Raw genomic sequence first — 18064 nt, 5'->3', positions numbered from 1 at the left:
TGTGTTGCTGACAGAAAAAATCGGGAGGTTACCGTAAGGCCATGCAGTACCAGACGATAAATCCGTACACCGAGGAAACGCTGAAGACCTTCGACCTGCATTCGGATGCGCAGCTTGCGAAGATCATCACCACGGCTGACGCCACCTATACGAACAACTGGCGCAAGAAGAGCTATGCAGAACGCAGCGCCATCCTGCACAGGGCCGCGGAAATCATGCGGCATAACCGCGATGCATTCGCGACCCCCATTACTGTTGAAATGGGCAAGCTGTTCCGCGAGGCACAGGCGGAAGTGGACCTCAGCGCCGACATCCTTGATTATTATGCCGACAACGCCGAGAAGTTCCTCGCCCCCGTTGACCTGAAGGTTGATGACGGCAAGGCCACGATCCTCAGCCAGCCAATCGGCATCGTATTTTGCATCGAGCCGTGGAACTTCCCCTATTACCAGTTGGCCCGCGTTGCCGGGCCGAACCTGATGGCGGGGAACGTGCTGATCGTGAAACATGCGCCCGGCGTGCCGCAGTGCGCCGTCATGTTCGAGGAACTGTTCGCCGATGCCGGTGCACCCGAAGGCACCTATTCAAATGTCTTCATCACGAATGAACAGTCGGCCACGGTTGTCGCGGACCCGCGCGTACGTGGCGTGGCCCTGACCGGGAGCGAGCGTGCGGGCAAGGCCGTCGCCGCAGAGGCGGGAAGTGCCCTGAAAAAGAACACGATGGAACTTGGCGGCAGTGACGCCTTCATCGTGCTGGATGATGCGGACCTTGATGTTGCGGTCAAATGGGCCGTCTGGGGCCGGATGAACAATACGGGGCAGTGCTGTGTCGCGGCCAAGCGCTTCATCGTCCATGAAAAGATCGCCGATGCCTTTACCGCCCGCTTCAAGGCGGAGCTTGAAAAACTGGTCGATGGCGACCCGATGGATGAAAAGACGACGCTTGGACCGCTCTGCAGCGAAAGCGCGCTGAAGCTTGTGCTGGGCCAGATCGAAAGCGCGGTTGAACATGGCGCGCGGATTGTCACTGGCGGCAAGCGTATTGCACGTCCCGGATACTTCCTGCAGGCCACCATCCTTGAAAACATCACCAGGGACAACCCGGCGTTCCATCAGGAATTCTTCGCGCCGGTAGCCATGATTTTCCGTGTGCCGGACGAACAGGCCGCCATCGACCTTGCCAATGATTCCCCTTACGGGCTTGGCGGTTCCGTCATCACGACGGATATCGAACGTGGCAAGCGCGTGGCCAGCCAGATCGAAACGGGGATGGTCTTCATCAACCGCTCCACCTGGACGGCGCCGGGCCTGCCCTTTGGCGGTGTCAAGAATTCCGGCTACGGCCGCGAACTGTCCTCGCTGGGGATCGAGGAGTTCATCAACAAGAAACTGGTCCACGCCCCTGCATGAGTGGACCCTGTCCTGAACGGACAGGCAGTGCGGATAAAAAAACCTCCCACGGCGGACACCGTGGGAGGTTTTTGTCTTTTTGCCGAAAACGGCAGCAGGGCGGTGGCGTCATGGCCCCCGCCCGGATGACCGCATCAGAACGGTGCGTCGATATCGACGATGTTGATCAGCTTGTGGTTGACGAATTCCTTGATGCCAAGGCCAACGAGTTCACGTCCGTAGCCGGAGCGCGCAACACCACCAAACGGCAGGTCGGCCTTGGGGACGAGGGGATGGTTGATGAACACCATGCCGGTGCGGATGGCCTGCGCCACGCGCATGCCGCGTGCCTCGTCGCGCGTGAAGACCGAACCGCCCAGGCCATAGGGGGAGTCATTGGCAATGCGGATGGCATCGGCATCGTCCTTCGCCCGGTAGATCTGGGTGACAGGACCAAAGAACTCCCAGTGGCGGGCCTCGTTCTTTTCGTCAAGGTTCGACATCAGCAGCGGCTGGAAGAACGCGCCCTTTTCGGGAACCGGCGCGCCGATGACCTCGACCTTCGCGCCATGCTCCACCGCCCGCCTGACCTGTTCGCGCAGGTCGTCTGCCGCCCCCTGGGAGGACAGGGGGGCGAGCGTGGTGGCCGGATCCATCGGATCGCCCGCCTTCAGCGCCGCGACACCTTCCTTGTAGATGGAAAGGAACCTGTCATAGATGGCGTCGGCGACGATCAGGCGCTTGGCCGAAACGCAGACCTGTCCGGCATTCCAGTGGCGACCGATAACCGCCCAGCGCGCCGCCTTTTCCACGTCGGCATCGTCCAGCACGACGAACGCGTCGGCACCGCCCAGTTCCATGGTCGCTTTCTTCAGCGCCTTGCCCGCGGTACCGGCGATCACGGTGCCCGCGCCTTCGGACCCCGTCAGGGCGACACCGCACACGCGCGGGTCGTTCAGGATCATGGCAGTGTGGGGACGCGCCGCATACAGGTTGCGGAACAGGCCCTTCGGCAGGCCGGCTTCAAGCATCAGTTCCTCGCACGATGCCGCGCACTGCGGCAGGTTGGACGCATGCTTGAGCAGTACGGCATTACCGGCCGAAAGCTGCGGCGCGATGATGCGCACCACCTGATAGAACGGGAAGTTCCACGGCTCGATCGCCAGCACGATGCCCAGCGGCTCATGCACCAGAACGGGCCGGCCTTCGGCGGGGTCGGCAACGGGCAGGATTTCGGGCTTCAGCAGTTCTTCGGCATATTTCGCATAATATTCGAGGATTTCCGCCGAAAGGATGACTTCCAGCTTCGACTCTTCAAACAGCTTGCCCATTTCCAGCGTGCCAAGGCGGGCATATTTGTCGATGTCACGACGCAGGATGGCGGCGGCGGCATTCATGACCTTCGCACGTTCGGCAAAGGACGTGTTGCGCCAGCTTTCAAAGGCGGCATGTGCTTCCGACAGCGCGGCCTGCACCTGTGCATCCGTGGCGTCGGGGAAGGTGGCGACGACTTCGCCGGTATAGGGATTGGTAGTTGCGTAGGCCATTTTGATCCTTGTTCTCTATTATCAAGTCATTGCGCCGGCATGTAAGGCCGGGCCGCACATCCCGGTCAGGTCCTGCCGTGGTCTTTCAACTGCTGCACCATATCGCTGATGCCCTCCACCCCGATATCACAGGCGGACGCGCGTCGGCACGTCTGGGGTTTCAGGGAATGCCTCTGCCCTGTTCATAACGGCATCGCTCCGCTCATCTTCCGTCCCATCGGTCAGGTTCCGCACACGCTTGTGCATACTGCGGCACTTTGGCACGCTTTTGCGTCCGGTGCACCTGCAGCAGGGCTGGGAAATGCCATCGGGCGGGCAGGGGGAATGGTCAAGACGGTATTTTGCCATGATTTCATGGCCGATCAACGGTCGGGCCGCTGCCGCGAGGTGCCGCCGGACCGCCTTTATTGACCTGGGGCAGTCAGGCCATGGGCTGTGTCATGATGTCCCCCATGATATTTCCAACCAGATGCGTGACGCGCGAAAGCTGCCGGGTGCGGTCATGCACCAGCGCCAGCGTCAGGTGCGGCATGTCAGACCCAATCAGCGGCACGAAGGCCACGTCCCCGCGCATCACTTCAGACATGACGTCAAGGGAACTCAGGAAACAGATCCCCACGCCCGCCGTGACAAGGGAGATGATCATCTGCACATTATTCGCCCGCGCCGCAACCATGGGAGTCATCCGCCCGCCCTCGACAAGCCGTGTGAACATGGAGGCCAGTGCGAGTGGCTGCTCCGGTGCAATCATGGGGCAGGCGGCACAGTCCGCCAGCCTGACGGCGGCATGCCGCGCCAGGGGATGGCCGGGCCGGCAGGCGAACCCAAGGGGGAAGGACAGCCGCCGGACCACGACAAGGTCACGTGTTTCCTCCGGATCCAGCACAAGGGCAAGGTCCCCGTCGCCAGAGAGCAGGGTGGGACAGATCCGCCTGTTGTCGCGGATGTTGATGTTGAGCACCACACCGGGATGGCTGCGTTTCATGCGCGCGACAAGTTCGGGCAGGAAGGCGCGCGACAGGGCCTCGGGTGCCAGCAGGTCCACCTGTCCACGGCGGATCCCCTTCAGGTCGTCGATCTGGCGGGTGAGGTCGTCAAGATCCTTGGTCCAGCGCCGCGCGCATCCATACAGCAGTTCACCCGCCGCCGTCAGGCGCATGCCGGTCGGCAGGCGTTCGAAAAGCGGGGTCTGGAGCTGCTTTTCCCCCAGCAGGATATGCCGGTTGATGGCGGAGCCTGCGATATGGAGGTCCTCTGCCGCCTTTCGGATGGATTTATGGCGCGCAACGGCCAGAAAATAGAGAAGGAAGCGGGAGAACGGCTGCATGCGTGCTGATTTTGAGAATGGTAAATGATCAATTATGATATATCTGAGATCGCGCTGGTTGTGAAATGATCTTTTCCGAAAGCCGCCGGATGGAGTCCGGCCCTGTTCAGGAGAACCCGCCGTGACCACGACCACCCATCCGCGCCCGACCCCCGCCCATGTCCTGCCGCGCAACATGACGTTCGATGTCGATGACTGGAATATCCTTGCCCGGTGCTGGTATCCGGTCGCCCTTGTGCGCGACCTCGGGGAACAGCCGATGGGTGTGACGCTGCTCGACGCGCCGCTGGTGATCTACCGCGCGGGGGAGGGCATCGTGATCGCCGATGACCTGTGCCCCCATCGTGGTGTTCCGCTCAGCATGGGAAAGGGCGACGGCACGACGATCGCCTGTGCGTATCACGGGTTCCGTTTTGGCGGGCAGGGGAAGTGCGTCAGGGTGCCCGCCCATCCCGACAGCGCCATTCCGTCGAAGCTGAACCTGCGTACCTATCCCGCGGTCGAACGCTATGGCCTGATCTGGACCTGCCTGCGGCCGGAGGGCGGCGCCCCCGTCATTCCGCCGATGCCACACTGGGACGATCCCGCCTTCCAGCAGATCAACTGCCCGTGGATCGACATCGCCGGTTTCGCCGGACGGCAGGTAGAGGGGTTCATTGACGTCGCCCATTTCGCCTTTGTCCATACCGATACGTTCGCCGACCCGGAAAACCCCGTCGTGCCGCCTTACAAGACCCGCGTGACGCCGGATGGGTTCGAAGCCGAATATCGCAGCAGCGTCGGCAACTACCCCATTGGCAAGAGCGACCGGGGACGTCCGGGATTTGAATGGCTGCGGCATTTCCGTGTGCACGTGCCCTTTACCGCAACACTGGAAATCCACTTTCCCGATAATGGCCGCCTGATGATCATGAATGCGGCATCGCCCGTATCAGCGCGAAAGACACGGATGTTCGCACCCATGTGCCGCAATTTCGACAAGGACCTGCCCCTGCAGGATGTGTACGATTTCAACCTGCGTGTTTTCGAGGAGGACCGTGCCCTGGTCGAAGCGCAGAAGCCGGAGAACCTGCCGCTCGACGTGACGCTGGAGGCGCATGTGATGGCGGACCGCAGTTCGATCGCCTATCGCCGCGCGCTGCGTACGATGGGACTGAGCCAGTTTTTCACGGCGTAAGGGAAGCTGTGCCCATGTCTTCGCTGTTTCCTGTCCTGGTCGAGGATGCCGCGCCCGAGGGGACGGACTGTGTGCGCCTGCGCCTGGTCGCGCGACCGGGTGGGGAGGGCCTGCCGTCTTTTGAACCGGGCGCGCATGTCGATGTCATGACGCCCTCTGGCCTGATCCGGCAGTATTCGCTGTGTGGCGCTGCCGAGGACCTTTCTGCCTATGAACTGTGCATCAGGCGTGATGCCGCGTCCCGTGGTGGGTCGGAATCACTCTGCACGCAGGTCTCGCGGGGGATGGAACTGCTGATCTCCGCGCCACGTAACGCGTTTTCATTGCCGGATGCACAACGCTACATGCTGGTGGGCGGCGGCATCGGGATTACACCCCTGCTGTCGATGATGAGGCGCCTGCAGGCTAACGGCGCGGACTGGGGGCTGTCCTATTACACGCGTGAGCCTGATCAGGCCCCCTTTCGCGACATGCTGCGTGCGTCGCCTTATCGGGAACATGTCCGCTTCAGCAGGAGCCTGAAGGACGGGTATCCCGATTTTCTGGAGATGCCTTCCCCCGATACGGCCATCATGCTGTGTGGGCCGGACGGGTTCATGGACGCCGTCTTTTCCCATGCGGTGGCGACAGGGTGGCGTCCGGAGCAGATCCATACGGAATATTTCCGTCCCACGGAATCCACCCATGCGCTGTCGGATCGTCCGTTCGAGGTCGTGCTGGCGCGATCGGGACAGACGGTAACGGTCCCGGCGGGGCAGAGCATCGCATCCGCCCTGCTTGCGGCGGGCATAGATGTAGACCTGTCGTGTGAACAGGGCATGTGCGGTGCATGTATCGTGCCATTGCTGGCCGGGGAGGGGGATCATCGCGATGTGGTACTGACAGAGGAGGAGCAGGGCAGCCATATCGCCCTGTGCTGCTCGCGCAGTCGCACACCGTCACTGACGCTCGATCTGTAATATACAGACATGCAGATGACTTTTTGAAAAACTCCGCATCCCTGAAAAAGCCGCCACCCAAATAACTTTTGCCATCCATCAACCGACAAACGAAAAACGGGGCCGCATGATGCGACCCCGTTCCGTTGGCCTGTACTGACGTGGGCGATCAGTTGGCGTTATCCAGCGCGTAGACCACCAGGTCGTCCGTCACCGGCGTCATCATGAAGTGGTGGCCACCGGCCATGATGGCGACATACTGCTTGCCCTTGTATTCATACGTCATGGGTGTGGCCTGTCCACCACCGGGCAGGACGTCGTTCCACACTTCCTTGCCGGTATGGATGTCGAAGGCATGGATCATGTTGTCGGTCGTCGCGGCAACAAAGATCAGGCCACCGGCCGTAATGACCGGGCCGCCATTGTTGGGCGTGCCAATCGTCAGCGGCAGGTGCGTCGGCAGGCCGAACGGGCCGTTGGCGCGCGCACTGCCCAGCGGGTGCTGCCACAGCACTTTCTGCGTGTGCATGTCGATCGCGGTGATCATGCCATAGGGCGGACGGTTGCACATCATGCCCGTATATTCGTCCCAGAAGGGCGAAACGACGATGCCATAGGGGGTCTCGGCCATGGCGCCCGCACCCTCGGCCCCGCCACCACCGGGCTTGTAGTTGGGATCATCCACCGGCATCAGGCCCAGCTTGTCCGCCTTCTTGCGGCTGACCAGCTGGTCATACATCGGCGTGTTGTTCCAGTTGGCGATCAGGATGCCGGTCTTTTCATCATAGGCGACGCTGCCCCAGTCGGAGCCACCGTTATAGCCGGGATATTCCAGCCACGGCTTGTCGATGCTCGGCGGCGTGAACTCACCCACATAATGCGCACGGCGGTATTTCAGGCGGCAGTAAAGCTGGTCGATGGGGGACATGCCCCACATGTCGGCTTCCTTGAGCGGGGCAAAACCGAGGCGCGGCATGCCGACCGACCATGGCTGCGTCGGCGAACGCGTATCGCCCGGCACCATGCCCGGCGACGGCGCGGGCCGCTCCTCGACCGGCAGGACGGGTTCACCCGTGCGGCGGTCCAGCACGAAGGTCTGGCCACGCTTGGTCGGCATGATCAGCGCAGGCACCGTGGAGCCGTCAGGCTTGGTAAAGTCCATCAGCGTCGGCTGCGATCCGATGTCGTAATCCCAGACGTCCTTGTGCACGGTCTGGAACACCCAGCGCGGTTCGCCTGTTTTCACGTCGATTGCGACCACGGCGGAGGAGACCTTGTTCTCCTCCGGGCTGCGCAGGGCGCTGTAGTAATCGGCGGCCGAGTTGCCGGTCGGCACGTAAACCAGTCCCAGCGCGTTGTCGCCGATCATGGCCGCCCACGAATTGGGGGTGCCACGGCTGTAATGCTCGCCTTCCTTCGGCTCGCCATGTTCATGCGGACGGTTGACATCCCATGCCCACAGGAAGCGGCCGGTTTCGGCATCATACCCGCGGATCACACCCGACGGTGCCCAGCGGCGCTGCCCGTCGAGGATTTCCTGGTTGGTGATGATCGCACCGTTGACGATCGGCGGCGGCGCGGTTTCGGCCACGAATCCGGGCACCGATTCACCCATCCCCTTCATCAGGTTGACCATGCCGTGCCAGCCAAAGCCCTCGCAGACCTTGCCGTCCTCGCTATCCACCTCGATCAGGCGTTCGTCCAGCGTGGCCTCAAGGATGCGGTGGTGGCAGTGCTCGCCTTCCGGCACGGTGGAGGAGGTATAATACACAACCGCCTTGCACGCCGCCGTATAGGGGATGCTCTCATATTTCTCGTTGGCGTGGAAATGCCAGACTTCCTTGCCCGTGGCGGGGTCGATGCGCATCATGTCGTTCAGCGCGGAGCACATGTACAGCCCGTCCCCCACCTTGATCGGCGTGGTCTCGGCAGCCCACTTGTTCACCTGTCCCGGTCCCGGCTTGCTGCCGGTATGGTAGATGAAGGCGCGCTTGAGGTGGCTGACATTGGCCGGCGTGATCTGGTCCAGCGGTGAGAAGCGGGTCGCCCTGTCATCACGGCCATAGGCAGGCCAGTCGTCATGTGCCGGGTTGGCCGTGACCTGTTCGACCATCGGCGTGGCTTCGCTTGGCTCGGCGGGCGGTCCGTCGGGGATGTTGGCCGCATTGACGCCCGCGGCCTGCGGGGCGTTGGGGGAGGGCGGCGCAAAGGCATCCGCAGGCGGCGCGGGCACGGAAGGCGGGACGGTGGCGTTGTTCTGGCCGGGGGGCTGGTCAGCAGGGGGAACCTGCGCCAGGGCGGCGGTACAGGAAAGGCCGGCGATGATCGTGGCGCCGAGCAGCATGGAACGCAGCATGGGGTTTGTGGACATCATGCAATCTCCCGCACGGAGGTGGTGCGTGCGTTCTGTGCGCGACGCAGGACCGGCAGGCTGAGTGCCACGCCAATGGCAAGAAGGGTGGGGCCGAACACGCGGGGCAGCAGGCCCCAGCCGTCAAAACCGACTTCCCACAGGGCCCACAGCCATGTGAATGCCACCGCCGCGAGGTAGAGCATGCCCCCCGCAACCCGGCCCATGGCCATGAGAACGCCCGCCGCGGTTACGGCAAGACCGACAATGATATAGTACCAGGACCCGCCAAGAAATGCGAGTTCCGCGCCCATGTAAACAAGCGGCAGGCCCAGCGCGATGATAACGACCGCAAGCGCCAGTGTCGCCCATCCACCGGCGGTTTGGGGCGCTGTGAAAGCAGACATGATGGATGTTCCTCCAAAGTATTGTGATGCGGAGGCTAGTCCTACATTTATGGAACGAGAAAAAACGAAGTCGTGAAAGTGGTAACGACTTTATGAGTATTGTTACAGAATGGACAGTATTCCGCCAAAAAATCGCCCATGTCATTCCGTTTCCAATAGACAGGTTTGCAGTCAATGCAGACTTTAGGACTGGTTGTTATTTTTTTTCTTCATGAAAGGAACCGTTGCGTATCAAGAATAGAATAAGTCGGGGAATATTGCTTTTCAGGACCTTGCCTGCCCCATGAAGACCGTTCGGTCTATGTGGCGGGGAGGGTGGACCCTGCCGTCTATTGTTCGGCTATCGACTGCATGGTCACGCACCTCCCTGCCAAAGGGACGCGGAGTCCGCCGGAGGCGACAGGACGCGGAAGGTAAGGTATGGAAACACGAGCTTGGGACTGTTTCGCGAAAATCATCTCCACGGATGTCATCTATGCGGTTGCCGGATCTTGAAGCATGGGCCATTTTTGCCAAGGTGGCGGAACAGGGATCCTTCGCGCGGGCTGCAGAGGACATCCAGCGGTCCAAGCCAACCGTCTCAAAGGCCGTCAGCCGGCTTGAACGCTCCCTTGGCATTTCGCTGTTCAACCGCAATTCACGCAATCTGTCCCTGACCGAAACGGGGCGCCTTCTGCTTGGTCATGCAAACAGGCTGCTGGCCGAAGCGCAGGCGGCGGAAACCGAGGCCCGCGGAGGGATGCTCAGCCCCGCGGGCCTGATCCGTGTCGCCGCCCCCATGACGTTCGGGGTCAGGCACCTTTCGCCCATATTACCCGGTTTTTTGCAACAATATCCCGAAATCGACATCACCATTGATTTCAGCGACGTCCTCGTCGATCTCGTCGCCGAAGGATATGATGTCGCCCTGCGGATTGCCGCACTGGCGGATTCCTCCCTTCGTGCCCGGCAGTTATGTCCCGTCAGGATCCTGTCTGTCGCGACGCCCGGCTACCTCGACCGGATCGGGCGGCCCGATCACCCAAAGGCGCTGGAGGGGGAAAAGGGGTTTGTCTATACCAACACATCGGCGCCGGGGATGGTGCGGCTGCGCCATGACCAGAATGGCCGCGAATATGTCCTGCGCCAGACGGCGCGGTTGCGTGCGGATAATGCGGAAGCTTTCCTGCCCGCGCTCGAAGCCGGGATGGGATATGGGTTTTTCCCGGAATTCATGGTCTGGGAAGGCCTGCGTTCAGGCCGGCTGGAACGCCTGCTGCCGCGATGGTCCGTGCCGCCTGTCGCCCTGTATCTGGTGACGCCCGCCAGCCCGTTACGTCCCGTCAGGGTGAGTGCGTTCCTCGACTACCTTGTCACGGCGTTCGGAGATCCCCCCTGGTCACGGCCCGGCCCCGGACCCGTTTCCAGAAGGAAAAAGGCACGCGCGCCCGCACGCTCGTCCTGATGTCTTCAGGATCGGCAGGGGGACGCGAAACGGGACGGTCCTCGGCCCTGTCCCATGCCGTGATCGCCCCGCAGGTCATGCGAGTTTCCTGGCGAGGCCGGCCACATGCTGGCCAAGGAATTTCGCCCCGTCGCGTTCATTCGCGCTTGGCTGTCGGGACCCGTCGCCCGCGGCAATCGTCGTGGCCCCATAAGGCGACCCGCCCGTGACCTCGTCAAGCTTCAACTGCCCCTGGAAGCTGTAGGGAAGGCCGCTGACGACCATGCCGTGATGGATCAGGTTCGACATCAGCGAATACAGCGTGGTCTCCTGTCCGCCATGCTGTGACGCGGTGGAGGTGAAGACCGCGCCCACCTTGCCAATCAGTGCCCCACGCAGCCACAGGCCGCCGGTCTGGTCCCAGAAATTGGCCATCTGCGCGGGCAGGCGGCCAAAGCGTGTGGGCGCACCGAGAATGATCGCATCATAATCCGGCAGTTCGTCAACGGTTGCGATGGGGGCATCCTGTTCAAGCTTGAAATGGTGTGACCGGGCCACGTCCTGCGGGACGAGTTCGGGCACCCGTTTCACGTCAGCTTCCAGCCCGGCGGAACGCACGCCCTCCGCCACGGCATGGGCCATCGTCTCTATGTGGCCATAGGACGAGTAATAAAGCACGAGAACCTTTGGCATGACCGCAATCTCCTCAATATCAAATGTGAACGGGGCGCGTATTGGGTGCTGGAAAATGCCCCGCCCGGATGTCCACGATCATATGCCCGCCGGGGATGGCGAACAGGCCAAAATCGGAAATGCTGCGTTTCCGGGAATTGCCGCGCGCTTGCATTGCGGTCGTGGCGTGCGTTGTCAGGAATCCGGCGCGGGGTTGGGCAGGGCTTCGGTTGCCAGACGACGCTGGGCCGCGCATTCCCGGGCAAGGAAATCAAGCAGGGCGCGCACGGCAGGCACCAGGCCACGCCGGGAGGGGAAGACCGCATGGACGATGCCCGCCTGCGGACGCCATTGGGGCAGGACCGGGACCAGCCTTCCCGCTTCGATATCCGGCCAGATCATCATGGTGGGAAACTGCCCGATTCCGACCCCGATCAGTGCGGCTTCGCGCAGGACCGCCATGTCATCCGTCGCAAGCCGGGGTTCGTGGAAGATGGTGGCCGTCTGTCCCTGCCGGTTTTCCAGCAGCCATGAATGTGCCCCCGGACCGGTATGGAAATCGAGGGAAGGAAAGCCATTCAGGTCCGCGGGGGAGGCAGGGGGATGGCGCACCAGTGTCGGGGCCGCGACAAGGCATTGCGTGCTGGTATCAAGCGTGCGCATGACAAGGTCCGAAGACGCCAGCGGCGGGAAGCGCACGCGGATGGCCAGGTCCAGCCCTTCCTTGAGCACATCGACGCGCCTGTTGGTGCTGTCGAGGTGCAGCGTAACAGAGGGATAGCGCAGGACGAACCGGGCCAGCAGGGCACCGAACTGGAAATTGAGCAGGGCGACCGGGCAACTCAGCCGGACCTGCCCGCAGGGTTCGGCCTGAAGCTGGGCGACGGAGCGTTCGGCGCTTTCGGCCTCGGCCAGCATGGCGAGGCAGTGTTCATAGAACCTGTGGCCGGTTTCCGTAACGCTGAAATGCCGGGACGAACGTTGCAGCAGGCGGGTATGCAGGCGATCCTCCAGCACGCGGATACGGCGGCTGAGCAGCGATTTCTGCAACCCCGTGGCCCGTGCGGCGGCGGAAAAACCGCCATGTTTCACCACCTGTACGAAATATTCAAAATCGTTGAGGTCCCTCATCGTTCCTTCCATAGGACGCATTGTTCGATCTGGCAAACTTCATGATACGACGGAACAGGCACATGTTCAGGGACGACGGAAGGGGCATAGTGCCGTCCTTCCCCAGATGGGATACTCATCATGCAAAAGAAGATTCTTGGCCGTTATGGAAATGACCGGGGCCACTGGGTCGGGAACGGATTTCCGGTGCGTTCGCTGTTTTCCTATACCGATTTTGGCGAACATCTCAGCCCTTTCCTGCTGCTGGATTATGCCGGTCCGCATGAATTCCAGCCCACTGAAACCCGCCGTGGCGTGGGTGAACATCCCCACAAGGGGTTCGAGACCGTGACCATCGTATATGACGGGGAAGTCGAACACCGCGATTCCTCGGGCGGTGGGGGCATCATCGGCCCGGGTGACGTGCAGTGGATGACGGCGGGCAACGGGATCCAGCACGAGGAATTCCATTCCCCGGCCTATGCCAGGACGGGGGGGCAGTTCCGTATGGTGCAGTTGTGGGTCAACCTGCCCGCCCGGGACAAGGCGATGCCTGCGGGTTACCAGACGCTTCAGGCGGCCAGCATTCCCGTGGTGCCGTTTGGTGACGGGGCGGGGCACCTGCGCGTGATTGCCGGTGAATATGGCGGGCGACACGGACCGGCGCGGATCTTCTCGCCGCTCAATGTCTGGGACGGCACGTTGCGGGAGGGCGCGCAGGTCACGCTGGATCTGCCTGCCGGGCATAACACGGCAATCGTCCTGCTGGAGGGACGGCTTGTTGTCAATGGGGCCGAGGAACTCACCAGCGCGCAGTTCGCCCTTCTGGGCCGCGAAGGCACGCAGGTGACGGTGCAGGCGGCGGCGGACAGCAGCTTTCTGGTGTTGACGGGACAGCCCCTGAACGAACCGATTGCCGGTTATGGCCCGTTTGTCATGAACACCCGCGAGGAAATCCATCAGGCGATGGAGGATTTCAGGAACGGACGTTTTGGCGGGATCGCCACCTGAATGATGCGTTTTTAAATAATTCATCGGGAAACAAAAAATCTTCCGGATGCCGCCTTTTTTCGAAAAGGCGGCATTTCGACATGTTTTGAAAAGATATTCGCAGCGCGCGCACAGACGTGTCCGGCATGTATCCGTCAGGACTGCTACGCTTCGCATCATCATGATGGAGGTGGACAGGACATGATGGATGACACTCTTTTCTCACTCGCCGGCAGGCGGGCGCTTGTAACCGGCGCATCGCGTGGCATTGGGCTGACACTGGCCCGGGGACTGGGGCGCCATGGGGCAAAAATCGTGCTGAACGGACGTAATCCAGACGCGCTGGAGGCCGCCCGGACGATGCTGGAAAATGAAGGGCTGGACGCCGTGACGGCCCGGTTTGACGTGACCGACCAGGATGCCGTCATCGCCGGGGTGGATGCCATCGAACACGAACATGGGCCGATTGATATCCTGGTCAACAATGCCGGGATCCAGCGCCGCGCACCATTGGAGCAGTTCAGCAGGGCGGACTGGGACGCGCTGGTTGCGACCAACCTGAATGCTGTTTTCTTTGTGGGGCAGGCAGTGGCGCGTCACATGTTGCAGCGCGGGCGGGGGAAGATCATCAATATCTGTTCGGTGCAGAGCGAACTGGCACGTCCCGGTATCGCGCCCTATACCGCAACCAAGGGAGCGGTAAAGAACCTGACCAAGGGAATGGCGACGGACTGGGCGCGGCACGGGTTGCAGGTCAATGGGCTGGCGCCCGGATATTTCCAGACGGAAATGAATGAAAATCTTGTCAAGGACAAGGAATTTACGAAATGGCTGTGCCAGCGCACGCCTGCAGGTCGCTGGGGGCAGGTCGGGGAACTGGTGGGGGCTGCGGTATTCCTGTCGTCCGACGCCTCAAGTTTTGTAAATGGCCATATCCTGATGGTCGATGGGGGGCTTACGGCCTCTGTCTGAACATGCAGGTGCCATATGTGCGCTACAGCGCCGTGCGGTACGGGGCGATGCCACGTCCTTCGTTGTCAACGTCAACACGGTGGCCCACCATCGGCAGGGCGCGGTGATGGCAGTTTTCGCGCGTGCAGGCACGGCATCCCGGCCCGATGGGAATGATCATGCGCGGATCCTTCAGGTCCAGTCCTGCGGAATAGACGAGATGTGGCGCATCGGTGATCGAACAGCCCAGAACAACCGCCGTCAGGCGCGGGCGGTCAAGGTAGGAGATGCTGTTGCGTCCGACCGTGCGGGCAATGTTGAGATAGACTGCCCCGTCCGTTGTCTGCGACAACTGCACCTGCACCTGCTGCGGTGTGCTGAAGGCGCGAAAGATATTCCATAACGGGCACGGACCGCCAAAGCGGGATTGCGTGAAACGGTTTGCGCTGAAACTCTTTAGGATATTTCCTGCAATATCCGTTTTGAGAAAGTAAAACGGGATTCCCTGATGGCCGGGGCGCTGCATGGTGCTCAGCCTGTGGCAGGCCTGTTCGAAACTGACGCCGAACTGACGCTGCAGCAGTTCGAGGTCATGGCGGACGTCATGCGCCGTCATGCGAAACCGCTCATAGGGCAGGAGGAGCGCACCGGCGAAATAATTGGTGAGGTAGACGCGCGCAAGGCCCCGCGCCTCGCTCTCCTTCAGGCGGGAACGGCGGATCACGCGCGTGAACAGGGCCTGATGTTCAATCTGCCCCAGTGCCTGCGCCATCCAGAACGTGCTGCTTTCCGAAGGGGCAAGTCGGGAGAGGAACAGGATGCGCTGACGTCGCTCCAGACGCCACATCAGGCCTTTCTGGCTCAGGCCAAGGTCGATTTCGGTGCGGATGCCATGATGGTCCAGAAGGTAGCGGGCAAGCTGTTCGCCGGGACTTCCTTCATCCAGCTTCATCTTTTCGAACTGGTGTTCGGCGGCACGGTCCACTTCATCGAAATAGTTGCGTTGCGCCTGGACCCAATCATTGACCGCCTCGTAAGGTTCCACCCGGTCCGGGGCCTCGTGCGGTGCCGTGTGTGCGGACGGGACATTGCCGCCGGTCAATGCCGCTTCAGTATGTTCCTGCCGCAGGAGATAGGCGCGATATAGCCGCACGAACTGCGCGCACAGGTCCGGTGCCACGCGCATGGCGGCCTGGATACTGTCCAGCCTGATGGCGTCCATGTCGAAAACGGGATCGGCCAGTATTTCGCGCAGGGCCTGAATGCCGCGTGTTTCTTCGGTGTCGCTGAAATATTCCGCCCCCACGGAGAAGATGTTGCACAGCGCGCCGAGCAGCGTGATCGGAAGCGGCCTGACGTCATGTTCGATCTGGTTCAGGTAACTCGCGGAAATGCCGAGTTGCTGCGCCAGTGCGCTCTGCGTCATGCCGACGCGGTTGCGCTGGTGGCGGATGCGCGATCCGGTGAAGGTCTTGGTGGCGGCTTTCTTCATCTTCGCAACCTTTGCAATTTGCAGCGCGGCATTCGCCCCTTTAAACGGCAAACCGTCTTCCGTCCATGATCGGGATTTGGCAAGGTCCGGGTCAACAAAAACAACAAGAACAGAAAACATGAAACGCCATGACGGAACAGCAATAACCATAAAATAAACATGTTCCGAAAAACATGAAATGCGGATCGTGCTTTCTGGCACGACCTGCCGGACATATCGCAGGGTCACTGTCCGGCAGGTCATCCGCCGCCCCGTACAGGGGGCGTTGTTTCATCTGTCATGACGCCAGACATACGCAACCTTTCCCCCGGTTTTTCCCGTCATGTCCCCAATGACGGGCGCAGACATGACCCAATGACAAGGAACAGGACCGTGATCAGTGCGACTTATGAAAATGCCTCTGCCCGTTCGATCGCCCATGCGGGGCAGCATGTCCCGCGCTGGGCGCAGGACTTGCGGGAACATCGTTTCCGTCCACAGCAGGAACATGGCCGCCGGGCGCTGAATGTTTCCGCCCTGTGCGTGGACCGTCACCTTGGCGAATGTCCCGACCATGTCGCCGTGCTGTCACGCGGCGCGGCAGGGGAGGAGGCGGTATGCTTCCGCGAACTGCATGAACGGGTCTGCCGTCTTGCGAATGCGCTGACGGACCAGGGGGTGCAGCGTGGGGACCGGGTTGCGATCCACCTGCCCCTGATGGTGGAAAGTATCGTCGCGGTCCTTGCCTGCGCGCGTATCGGTGCGGTGCATGTCGTGCTGGATACGCAATCCGATGCACGCTGCATGGCCGAACGACTGGTTGATTGTGGCACCGTGGCTGTCCTGACGGGGGATGGGATCGGTGATGATGCCGACTACCTCCCGCTGAAGCCCACGCTCGACAGGGCGCTGGAAATGGCGGGCGCGCGCAGTCGGGTGAAACTGGTGCTGCTTGTCACGATCAGCGGCCATGACGTTGCGATGCGGCCCGGTCGCGACCACCATTACGATGCCGTGGTTGACTGGTATGAACCCGATTACCCACCGGAAGCCATGTACAGGGAGGACCCGCAGTACCTGCTTTATCCCCCTGCGGGGCGTGGCGGTGTCCGGGGCGTGACCCATACGGTCGGGGAATACAGGCACATGGCGTCCCGTGCCATGGAAATGGCGCGTCCCTATGGTGATGTCGATGTTCCCGCAGGCCTCGTCAACATGGCGTGGGCGGCGGGACAGACGCCTCTTCTGGTCGGCCTGCTGGCGCATGGCTGCACCATTACCACAACAGCGGAGGCGCCCATGATCGTTCGGACCTGAGATTATCATACCCATTTGCGAAAAATGACCAACAGGTGAAAAGGGATCGGGCGTAGGGCCAGAGATCCGATCCTTTTTCACCCCATGTTCCCCGTATGCACGGACATGTCCGTGCGATGGCGGGATGCAGGCACTGCCGGTTGGCGCAAGGCGCCAGAAGGGCGTCGCCAGCGGGCGTCATGGTGTCGCGGGAGGGTTTCATGTTATGATGGTCGCCATTGTCATGGTGGACAGGCGTACTCGAAGGACATGAAATGCCCGATACACTTTCACGGACCCAGCATACAGGCGGACGCCCGACACCTGAAATGTCGGCGCTGCTTGACCGGCAGGTTCTTGAGGTTGCGACAGCCCTTTTTGTCGAGCAGGGATATGCCGCCACGTCGCTCGAAAAGATAGCGCGCGTCATCGGATGCAGCAAAGCGACGCTGTACCGCCGCTATTCCTCCAAGGAAGACCTGTTCAAGGCCGTGGTGGCGGAACGGGGGCGGATGCTGCTGGACGAGGCAGGCGCGGTCGAGGCGTCATCGAAGGATCCGCTGGTGGCGACGAAGGAAATCGCCCTGTTCTTTCTGGATTTCATGCTGCGTCCGGAAACGCGCGAAGCCTACCGCATTGTCATTGGCGACGGGCACCGCATCCCGTTCATCGCCGATGAAATGATGGAAACGATCGTCGAACCTTTCGTCGCCACCCTCAGTCGCCTGCTCAAGGCAGCGGCGGATGCCGGGCGCATTGAATCCACGAATCATGAGGAAACGACACGCGTCCTGATGAGCTTCGTGATCGGATGGCCGCTGCAGAACACCATGCTGGGTCACAACCGGGTGCAGGATGTCGATGCGCGCAGGCGGTTTTTTGACCGGGCATGGAGTATCTTCCTGTCGGGCATATCTCGCAGGGACGGGGCCTGATTTACCTGCCATTCCCATCTGCGGACCTCCTGACATCATCCTCATGGCAGGCCACCTCGAAATGGTCGGTTCAACCGCA

The 18064-nt window shown here is 61.6% G+C and carries 15 protein-coding genes; 8 read left to right on the top strand and 7 right to left on the bottom strand.

Annotated features, from left to right (window positions below; all coding sequences use genetic code 11):
• Positions 1-41: 41 nt before the first annotated feature.
• Positions 42-1412, top strand: coding sequence for an NAD-dependent succinate-semialdehyde dehydrogenase (locus HNH97_RS00805; protein WP_171789504.1), 1371 nt, complete (start codon positions 42-44; stop codon positions 1410-1412).
• Positions 1413-1546: 134 nt separating this feature from the next.
• Here the strand turns inward: HNH97_RS00805 and HNH97_RS00800 are convergent, their stop codons facing one another.
• Positions 1547-2938 (bottom strand): NAD-dependent succinate-semialdehyde dehydrogenase, encoded by a 1392-nt coding sequence (locus tag HNH97_RS00800; RefSeq protein WP_171789503.1) that lies wholly within the window; start codon positions 2936-2938, stop codon positions 1547-1549.
• A 421-nt stretch (positions 2939-3359) separates the two neighbouring features.
• Positions 3360-4265 carry a LysR family transcriptional regulator gene (locus HNH97_RS00795; RefSeq protein ID WP_171789502.1) on the bottom strand — a complete coding sequence of 302 codons (906 nt, stop codon included), beginning with the start codon at positions 4263-4265 and terminating at the stop codon, positions 3360-3362.
• Between the two features lie 175 nt (positions 4266-4440).
• Here HNH97_RS00795 and HNH97_RS00790 point away from each other — a divergent pair, with 175 nt between their 5' ends.
• Together HNH97_RS00790 and HNH97_RS00785 are read left to right on the top strand one after the other, a co-directional pair.
• On the top strand, positions 4441-5442 hold the full coding sequence (locus tag HNH97_RS00790; RefSeq protein ID WP_171789624.1) for an aromatic ring-hydroxylating dioxygenase subunit alpha: 1002 nt from the start codon (positions 4441-4443) through the stop codon (positions 5440-5442).
• Between the two features lie 14 nt (positions 5443-5456).
• Positions 5457-6401, top strand: a complete 945-nt coding sequence (locus HNH97_RS00785) for a PDR/VanB family oxidoreductase (protein ID WP_171789501.1) — start codon at positions 5457-5459, stop codon at positions 6399-6401.
• A gap of 148 nt (positions 6402-6549) precedes the next feature.
• Here HNH97_RS00785 and HNH97_RS00780 read toward each other — a convergent pair whose 3' ends face one another.
• Positions 6550-8736: a pyrroloquinoline quinone-dependent dehydrogenase gene (locus HNH97_RS00780; RefSeq protein WP_171789623.1), complete on the bottom strand. Its 2187-nt coding sequence runs from the start codon at positions 8734-8736 to the stop codon at positions 6550-6552.
• Positions 8737-8750: 14 nt separating this feature from the next.
• Complete coding sequence (locus tag HNH97_RS00775) at positions 8751-9137, bottom strand: glycerol dehydrogenase (protein WP_171789500.1); 387 nt, start codon at positions 9135-9137, stop codon at positions 8751-8753.
• A 475-nt stretch (positions 9138-9612) separates the two neighbouring features.
• Between HNH97_RS00775 and HNH97_RS00770 the strand changes: the two genes are divergently transcribed.
• Positions 9613-10581, top strand: a complete 969-nt coding sequence (locus tag HNH97_RS00770) for a LysR family transcriptional regulator (RefSeq protein ID WP_171789499.1) — start codon at positions 9613-9615, stop codon at positions 10579-10581.
• A gap of 75 nt (positions 10582-10656) precedes the next feature.
• Here the strand turns inward: HNH97_RS00770 and wrbA are convergent, their stop codons facing one another.
• Together wrbA and HNH97_RS00760 are read right to left on the bottom strand one after the other, a co-directional pair.
• Complete coding sequence (wrbA, locus tag HNH97_RS00765) at positions 10657-11253, bottom strand: NAD(P)H:quinone oxidoreductase (protein WP_171789498.1); 597 nt, start codon at positions 11251-11253, stop codon at positions 10657-10659.
• Positions 11254-11427: 174 nt separating this feature from the next.
• Positions 11428-12363, bottom strand: coding sequence for a LysR substrate-binding domain-containing protein (locus tag HNH97_RS00760; protein WP_216657466.1), 936 nt, complete (start codon positions 12361-12363; stop codon positions 11428-11430).
• A 120-nt stretch (positions 12364-12483) separates the two neighbouring features.
• Here HNH97_RS00760 and HNH97_RS00755 point away from each other — a divergent pair, with 120 nt between their 5' ends.
• Together HNH97_RS00755 and HNH97_RS00750 are read left to right on the top strand one after the other, a co-directional pair.
• Positions 12484-13353, top strand: coding sequence for a pirin family protein (locus HNH97_RS00755; protein ID WP_171789496.1), 870 nt, complete (start codon positions 12484-12486; stop codon positions 13351-13353).
• A 180-nt stretch (positions 13354-13533) separates the two neighbouring features.
• Positions 13534-14304, top strand: coding sequence for an SDR family oxidoreductase (locus HNH97_RS00750; RefSeq protein ID WP_171789495.1), 771 nt, complete (start codon positions 13534-13536; stop codon positions 14302-14304).
• Between the two features lie 22 nt (positions 14305-14326).
• On the opposite strand, the gene HNH97_RS00745 is transcribed toward HNH97_RS00750, so the two are convergent.
• Positions 14327-15775 (bottom strand): helix-turn-helix domain-containing protein, encoded by a 1449-nt coding sequence (locus tag HNH97_RS00745; protein ID WP_171789494.1) that lies wholly within the window; start codon positions 15773-15775, stop codon positions 14327-14329.
• 372 nt (positions 15776-16147) lie between these two features.
• Between HNH97_RS00745 and HNH97_RS00740 the strand changes: the two genes are divergently transcribed.
• Both HNH97_RS00740 and HNH97_RS00735 read left to right on the top strand, forming a co-directional pair.
• Positions 16148-17071, top strand: coding sequence for an AMP-binding protein (locus HNH97_RS00740; RefSeq protein ID WP_265176138.1), 924 nt, complete (start codon positions 16148-16150; stop codon positions 17069-17071).
• Positions 17072-17325: 254 nt separating this feature from the next.
• The gene (locus HNH97_RS00735; protein ID WP_244949166.1) at positions 17326-17985 is read left to right on the top strand and encodes a TetR/AcrR family transcriptional regulator; all 660 of its coding nucleotides are present in this window, start codon (positions 17326-17328) and stop codon (positions 17983-17985) included.
• Positions 17986-18064: the final 79 nt, after the last annotated feature.

This window comes from Gluconacetobacter entanii, assembly GCF_013155425.1.
GTDB lineage: Bacteria > Pseudomonadota > Alphaproteobacteria > Acetobacterales > Acetobacteraceae > Novacetimonas > Novacetimonas entanii.
The sequence above is the reverse complement of the archived record's forward strand: the minus strand, read 5'-3'. Positions and strand labels throughout refer to the sequence as shown.